A 16716-nucleotide genomic window follows, 5' to 3' on the forward strand; every position below is an offset into this window, starting at 1 on the left:
GAGGGGAGTGAAATAGAACCTGAAACCGTATGCCTACAAGCAGTCAGAGCCCTATGCCCCGCAAGGGGAATGGGTGATGGCGTGCCTTTTGCTTAATGAGCCGGCGAGTTACTGAGTGCAGCGAGGTTAAGGAGAAGATCCGGAGCCGTAGCGAAAGCGAGTCCGAATAGGGCGATTCAGTTGCGTTCAGTAGACCCGAAGCCTAGTGATCTACCCATGACCAGGATGAACCTTGCTTAATCGCAAGGGGAGGTCCGAACCGTTGACCGTTGAAAAGGCCTCGGATGAGTTGTGGGTAGGGGTGAAAGGCTAATCAAACTAGGTGATAGCTGGTTCTCCTCGAAATAGCTATAGGGCTAGCCTTGCAAACTCTGTTGCGGAGGTAGAGCACTGAATGGGCTAGGGGCCTTACCCGGCTACCAAACCTAATCAAACTCCGAATTCCGCAAACATTTATTGCAGGAGTCAGACTACGGGTGCTAAGATTCGTGGTCAAAAGGGAAAGAGCCCAGACCGCCAGCTAAGGTCCCCAAAATAGACTAAGTGGTAAAGGTTGTGAGAACGCTCAGACAGCCAGGAGGTTGGCTTAGAAGCAGCCATCCTTTAAAGAGTGCGTAATAGCTCACTGGTCGAGCGATCTTGCGCCGAAAATTTAACGGGGCTCAAGTCTATTACCGAAGCTGCGGATTGTCAGAGTCTTCGGATTCTGATGATGGTAGAGGAGCATTCCCTATGCCGATGAAGGTCAATCGTGAGGATGACTGGAGGTATGGGAAGAGATTCTGCCGGCATAAGTAGCGATAAAAGACGTGAGAAACGTCTTCGCCATAAACCTAAGGTTTCCTGGGGAAGGTTAATCCTCCCAGGGTTAGTCGGTCCCTAAGTCGAGGTCGAAAGAAGTAGACGATGGACAACAGGTTAATATTCCTGTACTTCCTTGGTAACGTTATCAGTGAAGGGGGGACGCAGGAGGGTAGGCACCGCTCCGAGTTGGAATTCGGGGTCTAAGCCTGTAGGAGGTTCCGATAGGCAAATCCGTCGGGACATTACTCCGAGAGGTGATGGGGAGTCTCATTGGAGACGAACGGGCTGATCCCATGCTGCCAAGAAAAACCTCGTAGCGAGTTATCAGGGAAACCGTACCGCAAACCGACACAGGTAGGTAGGAGGAAAACTCTAAGGCGCTTGAGAGAATGCTCCCTAAGGAACTAGGCAAGTTAGCCCCGTAACTTCGGGATAAGGGGTGCTCGCGGTAGGTGAAGCCGTACAGGCTGAGCCGATGCGAGTCTCAGTTAAGAGGCTCTGGCGACTGTTTACCAAAAACACAGGACTCTGCAAAGTCGAGAGACGATGTATAGGGTCTGATGCCTGCCCAGTGCCGGAAGGTTAACAGGAGAGGTTAGCAGCAATGCGAAGCTTTGAATCGAAGCCCCGGTAAACGGCGGCCGTAACTATAACGGTCCTAAGGTAGCGAAATTCCTTGTCGGGTAAGTTCCGACCTGCATGAATGGCATAACGACTGGAGCGCTGTCTCGGGGAGCAACTCAGCGAAATTGTTGTTCCGGTGAAGAAGCCGGGTGCCCGCAACTAGACGGAAAGACCCTGTGAACCTTTACTACAACTTGACACTGGATGTTGGGTGGGTATGTGTAGGATAGGTGGGAGGCTTTGAAGCGGAGGCGCTAGCTTTCGTGGAGCCGACCTTGAAATACCACCCTTATCCTTCCGACGTTCTAACCTGGATCCCTTATCGGGATCGGGGACAATGTCTGGTGGGTAGTTTGACTGGGGCGGTCGCCTCCTAAATGGTAACGGAGGCGCCCAAAGGTTCCCTCAGGCTGGTCGGAAATCAGCCATCGAGTGTAAAGGCAGAAGGGAGCTTGACTGCGAGACCAACAAGTCGAGCAGGTACGAAAGTAGGGCTTAGTGATCCGGTGGTTCTTCGTGGAAGGGCCATCGCTCAACGGATAAAAGGTACTCCGGGGATAACAGGCTTATCGCGTCCAAGAGTTCACATCGACGACGCGGTTTGGCACCTCGATGTCGACTCATCGCATCCTGGGGCCGAAGTAGGTCCCAAGGGTCGGGCTGTTCGCCCGTTAAAGCGGTACGAGAGTTGGGTTCAAAACGTCGTGAGACAGTTTGGTCCCTATCTGTTGTGGGCGGAGGAAATTTGAGGGGAGTTGACCCTAGTACGAGAGGACCGGGTTGAACGGACCTCTAGTGTGCCGGTTGTCCCGCCAGGGGCAGCGCCGGGTAGCTATGTCCGGAAAGGATAACCGCTGAAAGCATCTAAGCGGGAAACCTACCCCAAGATTAGATTTCCCTGCCGTAAGGCACTGAAGGTCCCCTGTAGACGACAGGGTAGATAGGCGAGGTGTGAAAGAGCTGTGAGGCTTTGAGCTAACTCGTACTAATAGACCGTGCGGCTTGACCACCATTATTTGCTTCTGATAGATTCGGTTCTTTGCGCTTGTTAGATGAATTTAGCACGACTGAAGGCCCATATTCAGTTTAAGCCGGCTGTCGGTTTTCGACAGCCGGTCGGTTTTCGGTGGCAATACCGGAGGGGTCACACCCGTTCCCATCCCGAACACGGAAGTTAAGCCCTCCAGGGCCGATGATACTGCACCCGCGAGGGTGTGGGAAAGTAGGACGCTGCCGGATTAAATTAAGCCCCGCTCATCGAAAGGTGAGCGGGGCTTTTTTTGTCTTGTGTTTGGGAAGATTGAGCGAATCATCGGAGTCCCATCGACGTATGGAGATCCGATTCATTAATTCATCATTTAATTTTCTCTTTCTCTAATGCTTTTCCTTGCACTTGGTCGGCTTTCTTGTCTAAGATGATTGTGGATCTTGATTAAACCCTGGAGCGAGCGATGGTTGCTGAAAAGCCGAGTGATGAAGAAATTGCTATGGAACTCACGCTGAAGTTCATCGAAAAATTACAGGATTCTCTTTTCACCGTTTTTGAAACTCAAAAAAATGACATTACTCCCGAGAAGATCGGGGAGGCGTATCAGAAAATCCTTCAGGCCGTAAAAGAAGCTTAAAAGGACCGAAGGTCGGTGCGTCATCGACCGGCGGAAAGAGTAGGAGACCGTCCGTTTTTTATCTCCCATCCATTTCCGGCGCAGGCTCTCCGAGAAGCCGTTCGATCTCCTCTTCTCCTTCGACCGCTTCTCGAAATAACTCCACAGCCAACGCCTGCGTCACCGAATCTTTCTCTCTGATCTTTTCGGATAACGCCCGATAGGTCCGGATGCTCGTCCGCTCCGCATCGAGGACCGCCTTCAGGGCGCCATCGATATCGCGCACATTGTCCGGCAGTTTAAACGGCTTATCGGTCGCATCCTTCGAAAGATCGGTCAGTTTCGGCACCGGCGCTCCTCCCAATGCGATGATCCGCTCCGCCAGCCGTTCGGCGTGAATCAAGGCCCGATCCGACTTTCGTCGCAGAACCTGACTCACCGCCGGAGAATCGGGGCCGCTGATCGTCTTGGAAACGAAGAAATAGTTATAGTGCGCATACCATTCATCGGCATACGCCCGGGTCAGCGCTTCAATCAATGCCTTTCGGTCGTCCCGGACAAGCTGTTGTCCCAATCTCCCCATCGGTTCCGCTCCTCCGTTTGAAAAAAATCCGATCGAATCGGCTCTCCTTTCATGATAGGACATTTGCGGCGACAGGGGGAAGAGGGTCGGCATCGATCGGATGCGGCGAAAGCGAATTCATGCCGACGATCCGGCCCGATGATCCGGGCGGACGATACGGGATTGATGCTTAGGCGCAAATCACGTTGTAAAGCGGGGGCCGATCTCAGTATACTTCTCCGTCCTTATGGGTAGGAGGGGAGAGGGATGAGGGATCCTGTTTTAATGAAGAGACTCCGGCGGTCGGTCTGGATTGCGGTTCTGGCGGTTGGGTTATTCAGCGCGTTTTTCCCCAATCGGGCCGACGCCATTCCGGCTTTCGCCCGGACGGTGAACGCGCCTTGCGTGATGTGCCATACCGGGTTTCCGAAGCTGAATGCCTTCGGCTTCGTCTTCAAGCAGGGGGGGTATCGGATGCCGCCGATCAGCAACAATCCCGGGAAGTTTGTTTGGGAGCAGCCGCTTCCCCTTTCGGGGCGGATCGATCTCTCCGCGCTCACAGAGAGCGACCGTTGGGACCCGGAGGTGACCGGAATCGTCGGCGGCCCCGATCTGAGCGATGTAAAACGGAGCCGATTCGGTCTCGACGACTGGCAGCTGTTGGCCGGGGGGACCCTCGCCCCGCGGATCTCTTTTTTGGGAATTCTCCAGGGAACAATTTCGGGTCTGGAAGGAGAGACGACCGGTACGGACGATCCCGACGCCACCGACCTTAAGACCGAGGTCTTCGTCGTGCAGATCAACGATCTTCTTCCCGACTCGCTGTTGAATCTTCGGATCGGGAAAGACCGTATCGACAACTATTTTCTCTCCAGCGCCCGTCGGCTGACCCGCGCCGACTACCTCGTACAAATCCAGCCGGCGTTGGGGGCCTCCCTTCGCTCCTGGTCTGTCGGAACGGAGCTAAACGGTTTTCATCCGATCGGCCTCCGGTACGCCGCGGGGCTCCGGAACTTCAACCCCGAATACAATTCCAAAAATGATAACGAGCAGCGGATCGGCGCCGCCTACGCCTGGGTCAGCCAGACGATCCGCCACCAGGCGGTCAGTTTGATCGTGAACAGCGATCGGGTGGGGGACGCGAACCTCGGGACCGATGCGTCCGCCCTCGGGTACGGCGCGAGCCTGAACCTCTATGTGCTGAATGCGTTCAACATCGTTCCCGGCGTGTTCTGGTATCGGGAAGGAGGCGATGCCCACGGCGGGAGAGATCTCAAAGTCTTCAGCGGAACGTTGGAGCTGATTTATCCCTTCCGCGGAAACCTCTGGGGGACGTTCCGCTACGACTTCCACGATCGAAGCGATATCGACGCCGACGCGCGGCAGGTCGTCGCAAGCCTCGCTTGGTATCCCTTTTGGAATGTCCGGTGGGTCGCCGAGGTCAGCCGCCTGACGGCCTCCAACCTTCGGCCGGTCGGCAGCCCCGTGGAATCGTTCAGCGAGATCAGCGCGGCGCGATCCGACGTCACGCGGGACACGGCGGCGCTGCTGATGCAGGTCGATTTTTAGACGGAGAGAGTTGGGTTTGAGGGTTAGATCTCGATTCCCAACAGATTCCGAACCATCATTCCGATCAGGTAGGTGACCCCGGCGGCGACGGTGATGATCACCAGATTCGTCAGCGCCCGCCGTTTCACGTCCATCCCGGAGAGGAAAGCCAGGGCCATCGAGACGAGAATGATGATGGTTCCGGCGGTGAGGATCGACCAGAGCGCCGTGTGGGCGCCGAAGATCACCGGAAGCAATGGGAACGACGCGCCGATAAAGTAGCTGACGCCGACGATCGCGGCCGACCGAATCGCCGGCTCCGTCCGGGGTTCCTCGCCGGTCCCTCCTTCCAAAAAACGCGCCTTCTCTTCCTGGGTCCGCCGCACCTCGTTTTCGGAGCTGACCGCGACGTAGGCGCCGGCGGCCATCGAGAGCGATCCCGCGACGGCGGTCGTCAGTCCCGCCAGCAGGACCAAGGCGTTCTGACCGAAGCTCGCAAAAAAGCCGGCCACCGCGCCGAGGATCTCGACCATTCCATCGTTCAATCCGAGAAAGATGTTCCGGATCCGGTCGGGGTTGATGATGCGGTCTTTCAGCCGGCCGACGATCACATCTTCATGTTCGAATTCGTCTTTCAAGATCCCTTGGACCGCCTTTCCCATCGGGTTGTCTTTGTTCTGTTTCCAGAGGGTCAGGTATTTGCGGATGCCGTAGACCTCGATCGCCTCCAGGATCAGGTCGATGGCGGGCGCCCCGAAGAGACGGCAGACGAGGACGATCATCTCCAGCTTGAGCCGCCGCGCGAAGTTGAGCTCCGAAATCTCGACGTTGAAGAGCTCCTGCCAGAAGCCGAGGTGTCCGCTCTCGACCTTGATCAGCTCGTCGAGGGTCGGATGCAATTCGGGCCCGGAGATCTCCCGGAACCTTTTGTAGAGCGACAAATCGAACAGCTCATCGAGAATCAGCTGCCGGGCGAATTCCGGACTCACATATTCGGTGTTTTGCATGAAGGACTCCATTCCGGGATTGAAAACCGCTGAGCTCCGAGTGGATCTTCTTTCTTTGATCATACCTTTCCGCTTCGCTCAAATCAATCGGGGTGAGATCTTCTGCGGGGGCGACGCATGCGTCGCGGGTGTACGGCCCCGAATCTCGATATTGAAAAATTACCCTTGTAATGCTGGTACCGTTCCGGTATAGTTCACGGATTATTGTAAAGAGGGGGAGACTGTTTTAATCGACGCTTCTCCCGAGAAAAAGACGATTTCAAGACGAATGAAGCCGCCCATTCCTTCAATATTTTCTTGCTATCGGCTTTGTAATTTAGGTATCCTAAAATTCAATTCGTGTTGAGCCAGAGCCGCATTGAGGCGGCACGGGTAAGTTGTTTTACCTGGGATTTTCGCTTCAAATGCCTCTCTCAAGCCGCCGGTTGTGGTGGCAGCGCCGGTTCGGATTGACAGAAAAACTGCCTTCGGTTTTAAGTAAGTATGGGTAGAAATCAGGGGGAGGGCATGGAAGGCTGCATGCAGGTGCAACCGATCGTTCTCTCCCGGTATAAGTGTTTTCTTTCGGTCGTCTTTGTCCTGTTTATCGGTTTGACCTTCTTCCTCTCCGCCTGCGGCAGCGGAGGAGGGGGAGGGGGCGCAGGGGCGCCCGGCGACCCCGTGGACCCGCCCGATGGCACCGACCCGCCGGCGATTCAGCTGGCCGGCGACCCCGCGGTCCTTGTTTTGCCCCAGCTTCCCAACGTCTCCCCCGTGCGCGCCCCGCTGGAGGAGGTCGACGCCGGCCTGCTTCTTTCCCGCGTCAGCATCGTGCTTAACCGCAATGCCACGGTGGCCGACTTCAACGCCGCGGCGCAAAAACTCGGCGCCACCGCCATCGCATATTCCCGGACGAATTCCCCCTTCCTCACCCTCATCGTTCCGCGGCAGTCGAGCGGCGCGACGGTGAAGCGCTTAGCCGCCCTTTTGCGCAATCAGCCCGGCATCCTTCTGTCGGTCCCCGGCCGACAGCTGGAGGGGAAAGCGTTTCCCCCCGGCGACGGGGCGCATCTCGATCATCTTTGGCCGGCCGGTTTTCCCGCTGCCTGGAACCTGCGCGCCCTGGCCGAGGCCGACTGCGGGTCGCGCAAGGTGACGGTGCTTGTTCCCGATCTCTATGCTGGCGAGCCACCCGGCGGATTTCGCGATCAGGTGCCGGGGGCCGCGGAGAATTTCGACGTAACGCCGACCCAGCCGTCGAATCAGAGGGGCGTCAACCTTCACGGTTATGAGGTGGCCGCGGTGCTGGCCGGCCGTTTCGACGGCACCCCCCCCACCGGCGCCAACCCCTTTCCGGACTGCTTGAAGATCGTCCCGGTCAATTTGGCCGGGCTCGATTTCTTCCAGGCGGTGGAGGTCCTCCGCACGGCCGTGGAACGGGAGGAGGGAAAGGCCGTCGTGAACGCCTCGGTGGGGTATCCAATCACTTTATGCGGCTCCGCCGGGAACGATCGTTGTCCCCGCGTCGCCATCCAAAACGCTTTCCCCGTCGATCTCCAGGAGCAGATCGCATTGCGGGTCGCCGCCGGCATCGCCTGGGCGGAGTTTGCCGCGCAGCCCACCCTGGCCGATGAGAAGCTCCTAGTCGTGGCGGCCGGGAATGAGCGCATCAGCACGACCGACACGACGGAGCAGGGCGAACTCGGCCAGGTGTATGAAGGGTTCCGCAGGGCCCGTCTGGCGTCGCCGTTTGCGGTCGCAACCGAACTGCCGAATCTTCCATCGATCCTTGCCGATGACAACTTGTGGACCAACCCTGATTCCGGCATTCCTGAGTTATCGCTTGATGAGACACGGATCGATCAAGTCCTCCAAGCGTTCGAAATCGGTGTCATCCCTCCGGTGCCCGACCGCAATCTCACCCTCGTCGGCAGCGCCACTCAGGCGAACGTTGTCAGCGATGTTGACCGCTCTTTATTCTCCAACGATGACGCCGATCTGTACGCCGTCGGCGAGGGGGTGACCGGCCTCGTTTCAACCGAATTGAAAGGGACCAGTTTTTCCGCCGCCCAGGTCGCCGGGCTCGCCTCGTACCTCTGGCTCCTCGACGACGATTTACGGAGCCGGCCGGTGGAAGAGACCCTCCGGTTGATTCGGGGGACCTCCCGCGCAAATGTGGAGCCGGACGATAAAAAGAAGGTGGAAAGCTTCATCGACGCCTATGCCGCGGTGCTGGCGCTCGATGCGCTGCATCAGACCGATCAGATCCGAAAAACGCTCCTCGACGTCAACAACGACAGCCTCTTCAATCACTTCGACTTGCAGGAATTCGCGGAGAGCTACCAGGTCGGCAATCCAAATGCGCCTTCCATCCCCGCGGCGCGTGATTACAGCCGGTTCGATCTCAACGGCGACGGCTTCACCGGGGGGATCCTCACCGAGCGGTTTGATCTCGACGCCGACGGCCTCGAACCGAACGGCGCCCCCCGCTTTACCACCGTCACCGCGACGATCGGGGGGGTGGCGGTTCCGTTAAATGAAGCGGCGCTGACCGACGCGCAGATCCTCTGCTACTACGCGTACGGGGTCGATTCGACCGGGGCGCCGTTTTATGACGCAAGCGGCGACACGGACGACGTGCGGGGAACCCTTCTCTCCCGCTGCCTCGGCATACAGATGGACGTGGACTTTCCAAATCGCTTCGAGACCAGCGCCACCTTGCGTGTGACCCTCCTGCAGCCGGACGGAGCGGGAGGCTTCGCGCCTGCTCCGGGTTTATGGGTCGAACTGACGCCGACCTGTGCCACGGTCAGCGACGCAAGCGGTCTGACGAATACGAGCGGGGAGTTCAACGCGACCGTCAGCTTCGGAAGCGGTTGCGCCGATTTGTCGGTGGTGGTGACGGCCCATGCGGACGAGGGGAGTCCCCCGCTGGCGCAGCAGACCGTGCGGGCCTTTGCCCGGGGGCCGGGGGTTCGGCTCAACCGGATCGCCACGACCAAGGGGGAAGTGACCCACTCCGGCGGTACCTTGGTTCAAGATCAAAAGACGTCGATCTATCCGCCGGAGCAAGGGCGAGACTACACGCCGCCGGCGGTCGCGCTGAACGGCTCCGGGACCCACTCGCCCGACCCGCTCACCAGCAGCTACACCTATGCGGCCGACTATGTTGAATCGGTATCGGCTTCCGAGGTCGAGAGCGACACCGTGACCGGGGGGACCTTGCGCCTGACCGCTTCGTGCAGCGCCGACGGGAACGCCCAGATCACCGTCGTCACAACCGGCCTCGTCTCGCCTTATCTTCAATTTCCGGAGGGGCGCTTCCGGTTGACTCTCGATGGAACGTTGACCGGCACGACCAGCGGCGCTGATTTTGAGGCCAAATTTACTCTCCAGAGGCTTAAGAGCGAGAACCCATCGCTTCCTTTGGGCACGATCCAATCAGTCACTTTGACGACCCGCGATCAGACTCCATCTAGGACCTTCACAAACAGCGTCCCTATCGAGGACGCCGGCAGTTACGGCTTAGGGATGACTGCAAAGACATTCTGCATGAACGGCAGCCCCGCGCGGTCGGCCGGCGCCGAAGTGTCGGTGACCTTTTCCATCGAGCCCCTCCCCTGATTTTCATCGCACGCGAAAGCCCCTTCCGACCCGCGCGATCCTCTCCCCGGCGGCGTTGACGAACGCGAGAGAATCGGCTACAGTTCGAGCACGTCATCATTACGTTTAACGAAGAGACCGGATGAGGCGAACATTGATTTTATCCAGTGCATGACCCTTTGGGTGCGACCATGCCGCAAGAAGAAAAACCATTCAATCTTCTCCGCTGGTTTTCCGTTTTAAGCCTTCTGTCGATCTCCGCGATCACCGTTTTCTCCGCCGTTCTCCTCTCCCGCCTCTTGTCCGAAAAGATGATTCAGCGCGACGCCGTTTTGACGATGGAGTTCGTCCAGACCCTTCTCGAAGACCAGGAGACGGCCGCCTATTTCGGGTCGGCGGGAGCGGACCCCTCCAGCGAGGTTCTCGAAAACTTTTTCGAGAAAATGGCCTCCATGCCCGAGGTCGTCCGGACCAATGTCTATGCCAAAGACGGGACGATCATCTGGTCGAACGATCGCCGTTTTATCGGACACCGGTTCGATCCGAATCCGCAACTGGAAGAAGCCCTCTCCGGGAGGCTTGCCGTCCACAGCGGGGAATCGGGCAGGCCGATGAAACCGGAGCATGTCTTCGATGAAGCGGTCCCTTATTTCGCCGAATTTTATATTCCCATTTGGGACGGCGGAAAGGAGGCGGTGGCGGGGGTGGTGGAGGTCTACAAAAGTCCGGTCTCCCTTTTCCGGGAGATCGAGCAGGGGAGACGCCGGGTCTGGTTGAGCGCTCTCCTCGGCGGCCTTTTTCTTTATGCCACCCTCTTCTGGATTGTCCGGCGGGCCGCCGCCGTCATCCGCCGGCAGCGGGAGCGCCAGGCGGCGACGGCAAATGAATTGACCCGGCTGCAGGGGCAGCTCGTCCAGGCGGAGAAGCTCTCGGCCATCGGAGAGCTGGTCTCCGGCGTCGCGCACGAGCTGAATAACCCGCTCACCAGCATCATCGGTTTTTCCGAGCTCCTTCTCACCGCTCCCGAGCCCGGTTCGATCCAAAAACGGCTGAAGATCATCCAGAGCGAGGCGCTGCGTTGCTCGAAGATCATCGAGAACCTCCTCGCCTTTGCCAGAAGAGAAGCCTTTTCACCGAGGGAGACCGACCTGCATGCCTTGCTGAAAAGAACCCTCGAAATCAAGGCCCGTCCCTTTTTATTGGACGACATCGAAGTGAAAGTCGACTTCGAAGATTCCCTCCCCGCCGTCTCCGCCGACGAGAGCCAGATTCAGCAGGTCTTCATGAACATCTTGAACAACGCTCAGCAGGCGATGATGGAGAAGACCGACCGGCGGACGCTGGTGATCGAGGGGAGGAGAAAAGAGGGGTTCATCCAGATTGTCTTTAAAGACAGCGGCCCGGGGATCCCCGAAGCACTTTTGCCGAAGATCTTCGATCCTTTTTTCACCACCAAGCCGGTCGGGGTCGGCACCGGCCTCGGATTGAGCGTCTCGTACGGGATCATCAAAGCCCATGGCGGCCGGCTCTTTGCGGAGAGCCGGCGGGGGGGCGGCGCTCAGATTTACGTCGAGCTGCCGATCGAGCCGATCGGGGTTCCCGTTCGGGAAGGGGCGGAAGAGGTCGCGGGAGCCCCCTCCCGGGGCGACCGGGCGGTCTTGTCGGGAAAGCGGATTCTTGTCGTGGATGATGAAGCGCACATCGTGGAGATGATCCGGAACGCCTTGTTGCAGCGGGGGGCCGACGTGACGACCGCCCCGGACGGTCCCGAGGCCCTGGCGTGGATCGAGCGCCGTCCCTTCGATCTGATTCTCACCGATATCAAGATGCCTCGGATGGATGGGGTCGATCTCTTCACGTCGATCATTCATCTGTCGCCCGATTTCTCGGAGAAGGTGATTTTTCTGACGGGGGATACGCTGAACCCGCGGACCCGCGAATTCCTCGATCGGGGGGGGCATTCCTTTCTGGCCAAGCCGTTTGAAATCGAGCAGCTGCTCGATGCCGTTTTAAAAAAGCTCAATCCCGCTCCGAACGCCGAACCGCGAAAAGGCCGGTAGGGTTCTTTCAATATTCCGGGAAAGAAGAAATGCGTGCAAAAGCCGGCTCCGCCAAACCCGCTCTCGCCGGGAAAGTGAATCCTTCCCTCTCAAATAAAAGCACCGTTCCCTTTCATTTGATGCGTTCGCCTGCTGCGCGGTGGCTTTCCCTTCAGGGAGCGGCCGGCAACCAAGCGGTTCAAAACGTTCGAGCCAAACTTACGGTCGGGCAGTCGAAGCCGGTCGACCCCATTCCGCCTCGCGTCTCCCCGGAGATGGACCCCGCTCAGCTCGAGGGCTTCGGCGGCCGGGGGGAAGCGATGCCCGATCCGGTGCGGTCGTACTTTGAGCCGCGGTTCGGGCGGGACTTAAGGGGTGTGCGGCTGCACACCGATTCAGGCGCCGCCCAACTCTCCCGGTCGTTGAATGCGCGGGCGTTCACCGTCGGGCGGGATCTTTTCTTCGGGGCCGGGGAGTATGCCCCCCATACAGTGGAAGGAAAGCGGTTGATCGCGCATGAGCTGGCCCATCTGTTCCAGCAGGCGAGTGGCCCGTCCGTCGTCCGTCGAAAGATCAAGTTCGACACCCCCGCTTACAACCGGATCAATCCGATCGAGCGGATTCTCGGCAACCTGCCGGTCGGATACACCACGCCGACCGTGAACGGCAGCCCCTTACCGAATGATTTCATGCAGGCGGGGGAGCTGCTTTTTAAAGCGCTGCAGCCCCCGGGAGCGCGCCATGATCCGAAGACGAAGGGGTGTTCCTTCAACGATTTTGACGTGACGGTTTCGGCCAACGTCATCATTCCCACCGAGCCGGAGGAGGGGGGCTGGTCGATGCGTCTGCCGGGGTCGGGGATCGCGGGGACCGCCGCCTGCCGCGACAAAAGAAGCGTGCCGGTGACGATGATCGGCAAGCCGAGCCATGAGGCGGCCGGGAAGTGGATCGAGAAGAATGAAGCGGAACATGTCGACGACTTGAAGAAACTCTACGGAAAATATCTCAAGCCGCACTTCGATTGGCTGATGAAGCTCACGGCCCGGAGCGAGGAGGCTGGGAAATGCGGGGACGTTCTCCTCAAAGCGATCGGAGACAAAGATGCCGTTGCCGTCCGGGATTTTCTGAAGGATTTGATCGAAGCGGTTCAGAAGCGAGACGAGGGGGGGAAGCACTCTTTGGCCAATGAAATAAACGTCAAAGAGAACTGCGCGCGTATCGAGATCGAATCGACGAAAAAGTAATCCGCGCTTCGTGGAAGCAAAGAGCCCCGCCCTTTATTTGGGCGGGGCTCTTTTTGTCTGCATCACTGCCTTGGCGCGCCCCGTTGGCCTTTGGCGGGGAGCTCGGGGATCTGCCGGACGCGGGTGGGGGAGCGGTTCTCGAAGCGCTCCGTCAGGTCGGAGGTCATCGGCTTGGCGCGCTTGCGGTAGACATTGTCGGCGCGTTTCAGTTTCCGCGGGTTCTGAGCTGGGTTGCCTTTGGGGTGGGTGGTGCGTTTTTGCTTGGCTACTTTTTTATTGCTCGGCATGGTTCCACCTTCCTTTCAATCCCTCTGTCAGAGTTGAAAGAGGGAATTATTCTACCTTAAATTCAGTCTACTTATAGTTAAAGAATTCTTCAAGCTGATGGCCGTGCTTTGGCGTTGAGACTATGAATCGTGTCCGTCCTACCTTCAAGTTATTAATTTTAGTGTGCAGAGTTTTCTGTATTAAATAATCTTTCTTGTGATCTTGTTCCTAATTCAGTATACTCCCTGAAAGGATTTAACTTGGGGAATTGGATTATCTGTCTTTTTACAATGTAACGTATGTCTAGAGCGGTGTTAGTTAAGCAAAAGAGGTAAACCGAAAGATTAAGCGCAATCGAGTTTTGTTCTTGAATAACGGAAGCATAATGTCGGTCCTTATTGCGAGTAGACTATGCGAATTGTATTTGTGGAAATCCGGAACTTCAGAGGAATAAAGGAGCTTGATTGGGCTCCGGCCCCGACAGTGAATTGTCTTATCGGTCCAGGAGATTCGACTAAGACAGCAATACTTGATGCTGTCGAGCTTGCGTTGAATCCCAGGTACTACCAATTCGCTGATGATTCTGACTTCTTCGATCTTAATGTCAATAATTCTATAAACATCACTGTCACCTTGGCAGGGTTGCCGTCTAAATTCAAATCCGATGATCGTTATGGTATGTACCTTCGTGGATGGAACGACCAGGAATCAAAGGTCTATGATGAACCAGGTGAGGGGTTAGAGGACGCTTTATCCGTTCGTGTCATGATTGACGATTCACTTGAGGCACGATGGTCCATATTCAATGATCGTATCGAGGCGGGAGAGAATGATCCACCAACGGTTCGTCACAAAGACTTTAGGGAATTGGCGACGACTAGACTCGGTCCTTATGCTGAACGACATTTAGGGTGGGGTCGTCAATCAGTTCTCTCGCGGATGGGCGAAGCCACCGAAAGTATAAATCTTCAATTAGCGCAGGCAAATAGGGCTGCCCGAGATGCTTTCCGCCAAGGGAATCAAGAAGTCTTTAAGGAAACCGTCTCACGCGCGGAACAACTTGGTAGACAAGTTTCCGTGCCAGTTCGTGATAAGTATGTTGCAGAACTCGATGTCCAGGGAGTCAGCATTACGAGCGGAGGTATCGCACTCCACGATGGCAAGCTACCGCTGAGACGACTGGGAACCGGTTCATCTAGGCTGATCGTTTCCGCCCTACAGCATGATTCCGGTGGTTCGCACATTGCCCTTATCGATGAAATTGAGCACGGCCTCGAACCGCACCGTATAGCAAGGCTCATAAAATATATAAAGTCTCCTCCAATAGGCGATACGAAGGTTTCAGCTTCCCAAATATTTGTGACAACGCATTCACCCGTAGTTATCCGTGAACTGATTGCCCGTGATATATTCACAGTGCGATGCGAGGTAGGTTTGACTAAAGTTCGGTCCGTCTTAGCGACCACGGAAGATCTTAATACGGTTCAACGTCATTTGCGAGCTACTCCAGAAGCTTTTCTTGCAAGGAGAATTCTTGTCGGTGAGGGAAGAACCGAACAGGGGTTTCTGCGCGGATTGGATGCCTGGTGGAGCCAGAAAGGAAGGGATTCATTTGCTCTCCAAGGCACAATAGCCGTTGATGGCTGTGGCGCTAATGCTGCGTTAGGTTTCGCCGAGCATCTCCTCGACCTCGGTTACAAGATTGCACTACTACTGGATACAGACAAACCACTTCCTACTGATCTTATCGATGCTGTAAAAAACAAGGGTGGTGTGATTTTCGAATGGCCAGGCACTTGTTCGATAGAGGAGAGAATATTTCTTGATGTGCCATGGAAGACGGTCATTAGTATCGTAAAGTTTGCAGAGGAACTCCATGGTGCTGATAGCGTCAAGGATAATATTAACAATGCGTGCAAGGCACAGTCTCTCTCACAAATTTCCGATCTCTCTTTCTCCGAGGACCTGGATACAGATGAATTTCGACGTGTTCTCGGAAAGTCTGCTAAGAATAAGGATACAAAGAGATCCTGGTTTAAAGATGTTTCCAGAGGAGAGGAATTAGCCGAGATTATTGCGCCCTGTCTTGATCAAATTCTTGACAAACCGCTAGCGATAACCCTTTCCATGGTTCGGCAATGGGTCGACGGATGACGAATCCAGAGGCAGAGATCGCCAATCTTGTTGCTTCTTTAAAGTGCGGGAGTATAGTCGCTGCGGCAGGCTGTGGTAAGACCGAGCAAATTGTACGCGCTACACAGATTGCAAATGGACGCAGACTTATACTTACCCATACTCATGCGGGTGTCGACGCGCTTCGTAAGCGATTTATTACACACAAGGTTGACAGCAAAAAGTTTCGCGTCGATACAATTGCCGGCTGGTGTTTATTATATGCGGTCTCCTTCCCAAATTGGTCGGGTCTTTCTTGCGTTGTTCCAAAAAATGATAAGGAGTGGAGCGCCGTTTATGAAGCGACTGCTAGACTCATCCAAAGTGGTGCAGTTAAGGGGGTATTAACATCGTCTTACTCTGGTGTTTTCGTAGACGAGTATCAGGACTGTAACGGTCATCAACACCGAGTTATCAAAGCGATAGCCCCTTATCTTCCGGTGTGCGTTTTCGGCGATCCGCTTCAGGCTATCTTTGACTTTAAAGGTCAGAGTTCAGTTGATTGGGGTTCTGATGTGTTTCCCGTTTTTAGCAAAGCTGGGGAATTGAATATCCCATGGCGTTGGCGCAATGCTGGGAATGAAGATTTATCCGAATGGCTTCGGAATATCCGCAGTACTATTGAACAGGGTGGAGCCATCGACCTGAGGAGCCCTCCTACAGGAGTAACCTGGCAGCCGCTTCCCGAGAAACCGGCTCTCAGACAAAGCAAAGTCGTCAGCACATGTAAGGCTCTAATGAACAAGGCAAGTAATGGGTACCTAGTCGTCATAGGTGACCCAGCCAATATCAATGTTCGAGCTAATCTTGCCAAGAACCTTGCAGCAGTGGGATTTTCCAACATCGAACCTTTAGATTGTAAGGATCTTTATAAGTTTGCTGAGAGGCTTGAAGGATCTACGGGTTTAGTACGTCTTGAGATAGCTCTGGATTTCATTTGTGCGTGTATGATCCGTTCTGACAAGACCGCCTTTATTAGTGCCGTAAAATCCCATTTAGATGGCAGCAAGCGTGGATCTGCCAGATTTGGTGCTCTAATTGAGAAAGGTATAGCCGTTGTAAAAGATGTTTCGGATGAAGCTCTGCTTGAATTAATTGCAAGTACTACGATTTAATCTGACAATATGGTAAGGTCCTTGGATCTCATCCCGAGAGTGGGAGAAAGGAGTCAAGGACATGAGTAAGGATCAAAAGATCATCAAGACGAAGGTGGGATTACTGGAGCTGGCCAAGCAGTTAGGGAATGTCTCACAGGCCTGTAAG

10 protein-coding genes and 2 rRNA genes (1 of these 12 cut by a window edge) are annotated in these 16716 nt (G+C 55.9%); 9 read left to right on the plus strand and 3 right to left on the minus strand.

Annotation, left to right across the window (positions count from 1 at the left end):
- From MNODULE_RS23750 to MNODULE_RS23760, 3 genes are all read left to right on the plus strand, one after another.
- Positions 1-2438 (plus strand): 23S ribosomal RNA (locus tag MNODULE_RS23750); it begins 571 nt to the left of the window's first position.
- Positions 2439-2550: 112 nt separating this feature from the next.
- Positions 2551-2667: ribosomal RNA gene (gene rrf, locus MNODULE_RS23755) — 5S ribosomal RNA — on the plus strand.
- 212 nt (positions 2668-2879) lie between these two features.
- On the plus strand, positions 2880-3053 hold the full coding sequence (locus tag MNODULE_RS23760; RefSeq protein WP_168063687.1) for a hypothetical protein: 174 nt from the start codon (positions 2880-2882) through the stop codon (positions 3051-3053).
- A 58-nt stretch (positions 3054-3111) separates the two neighbouring features.
- Here the strand turns inward: MNODULE_RS23760 and MNODULE_RS23765 are convergent, their stop codons facing one another.
- The gene (locus tag MNODULE_RS23765) at positions 3112-3615 is read right to left on the minus strand and encodes a ferritin-like domain-containing protein (RefSeq protein WP_168063688.1); all 504 of its coding nucleotides are present in this window, start codon (positions 3613-3615) and stop codon (positions 3112-3114) included.
- A 246-nt stretch (positions 3616-3861) separates the two neighbouring features.
- Here MNODULE_RS23765 and MNODULE_RS23770 point away from each other — a divergent pair, with 246 nt between their 5' ends.
- Positions 3862-5163 (plus strand): hypothetical protein, encoded by a 1302-nt coding sequence (locus MNODULE_RS23770; RefSeq protein WP_168063689.1) that lies wholly within the window; start codon positions 3862-3864, stop codon positions 5161-5163.
- 23 nt (positions 5164-5186) lie between these two features.
- On the opposite strand, the gene MNODULE_RS23775 is transcribed toward MNODULE_RS23770, so the two are convergent.
- Positions 5187-6149: a VIT1/CCC1 transporter family protein gene (locus MNODULE_RS23775; protein WP_168063690.1), complete on the minus strand. Its 963-nt coding sequence runs from the start codon at positions 6147-6149 to the stop codon at positions 5187-5189.
- 507 nt (positions 6150-6656) lie between these two features.
- Between MNODULE_RS23775 and MNODULE_RS23780 the strand changes: the two genes are divergently transcribed.
- From MNODULE_RS23780 to MNODULE_RS23790, 3 genes are all read left to right on the plus strand, one after another.
- Positions 6657-9752, plus strand: a complete 3096-nt coding sequence (locus MNODULE_RS23780) for a S8 family serine peptidase (RefSeq protein WP_168063691.1) — start codon at positions 6657-6659, stop codon at positions 9750-9752.
- Positions 9753-9922: 170 nt separating this feature from the next.
- The gene (locus MNODULE_RS23785) at positions 9923-11791 is read left to right on the plus strand and encodes a hybrid sensor histidine kinase/response regulator (protein ID WP_168063692.1); all 1869 of its coding nucleotides are present in this window, start codon (positions 9923-9925) and stop codon (positions 11789-11791) included.
- Between the two features lie 29 nt (positions 11792-11820).
- Complete coding sequence (locus MNODULE_RS23790; RefSeq protein WP_168063693.1) at positions 11821-13014, plus strand: eCIS core domain-containing protein; 1194 nt, start codon at positions 11821-11823, stop codon at positions 13012-13014.
- Between the two features lie 62 nt (positions 13015-13076).
- On the opposite strand, the gene MNODULE_RS23795 is transcribed toward MNODULE_RS23790, so the two are convergent.
- The gene (locus tag MNODULE_RS23795) at positions 13077-13301 is read right to left on the minus strand and encodes a hypothetical protein (protein WP_168063694.1); all 225 of its coding nucleotides are present in this window, start codon (positions 13299-13301) and stop codon (positions 13077-13079) included.
- 391 nt (positions 13302-13692) lie between these two features.
- Between MNODULE_RS23795 and MNODULE_RS23800 the strand changes: the two genes are divergently transcribed.
- Together MNODULE_RS23800 and MNODULE_RS23805 are read left to right on the plus strand one after the other, a co-directional pair.
- Complete coding sequence (locus tag MNODULE_RS23800) at positions 13693-15435, plus strand: ATP-dependent nuclease (RefSeq protein WP_168063695.1); 1743 nt, start codon at positions 13693-13695, stop codon at positions 15433-15435.
- Positions 15432-16568: a UvrD-helicase domain-containing protein gene (locus tag MNODULE_RS23805; protein WP_168063696.1), complete on the plus strand. Its 1137-nt coding sequence runs from the start codon at positions 15432-15434 to the stop codon at positions 16566-16568. The genes MNODULE_RS23800 and MNODULE_RS23805 overlap by 4 nt, the downstream gene beginning before the upstream one ends.
- Positions 16569-16716 lie beyond the last annotated feature (148 nt).

It is taken from the genome of Candidatus Manganitrophus noduliformans (genome assembly GCF_012184425.1).
Classification (GTDB): domain Bacteria; phylum Nitrospirota; class Nitrospiria; order SBBL01; family Manganitrophaceae; genus Manganitrophus; species Manganitrophus noduliformans.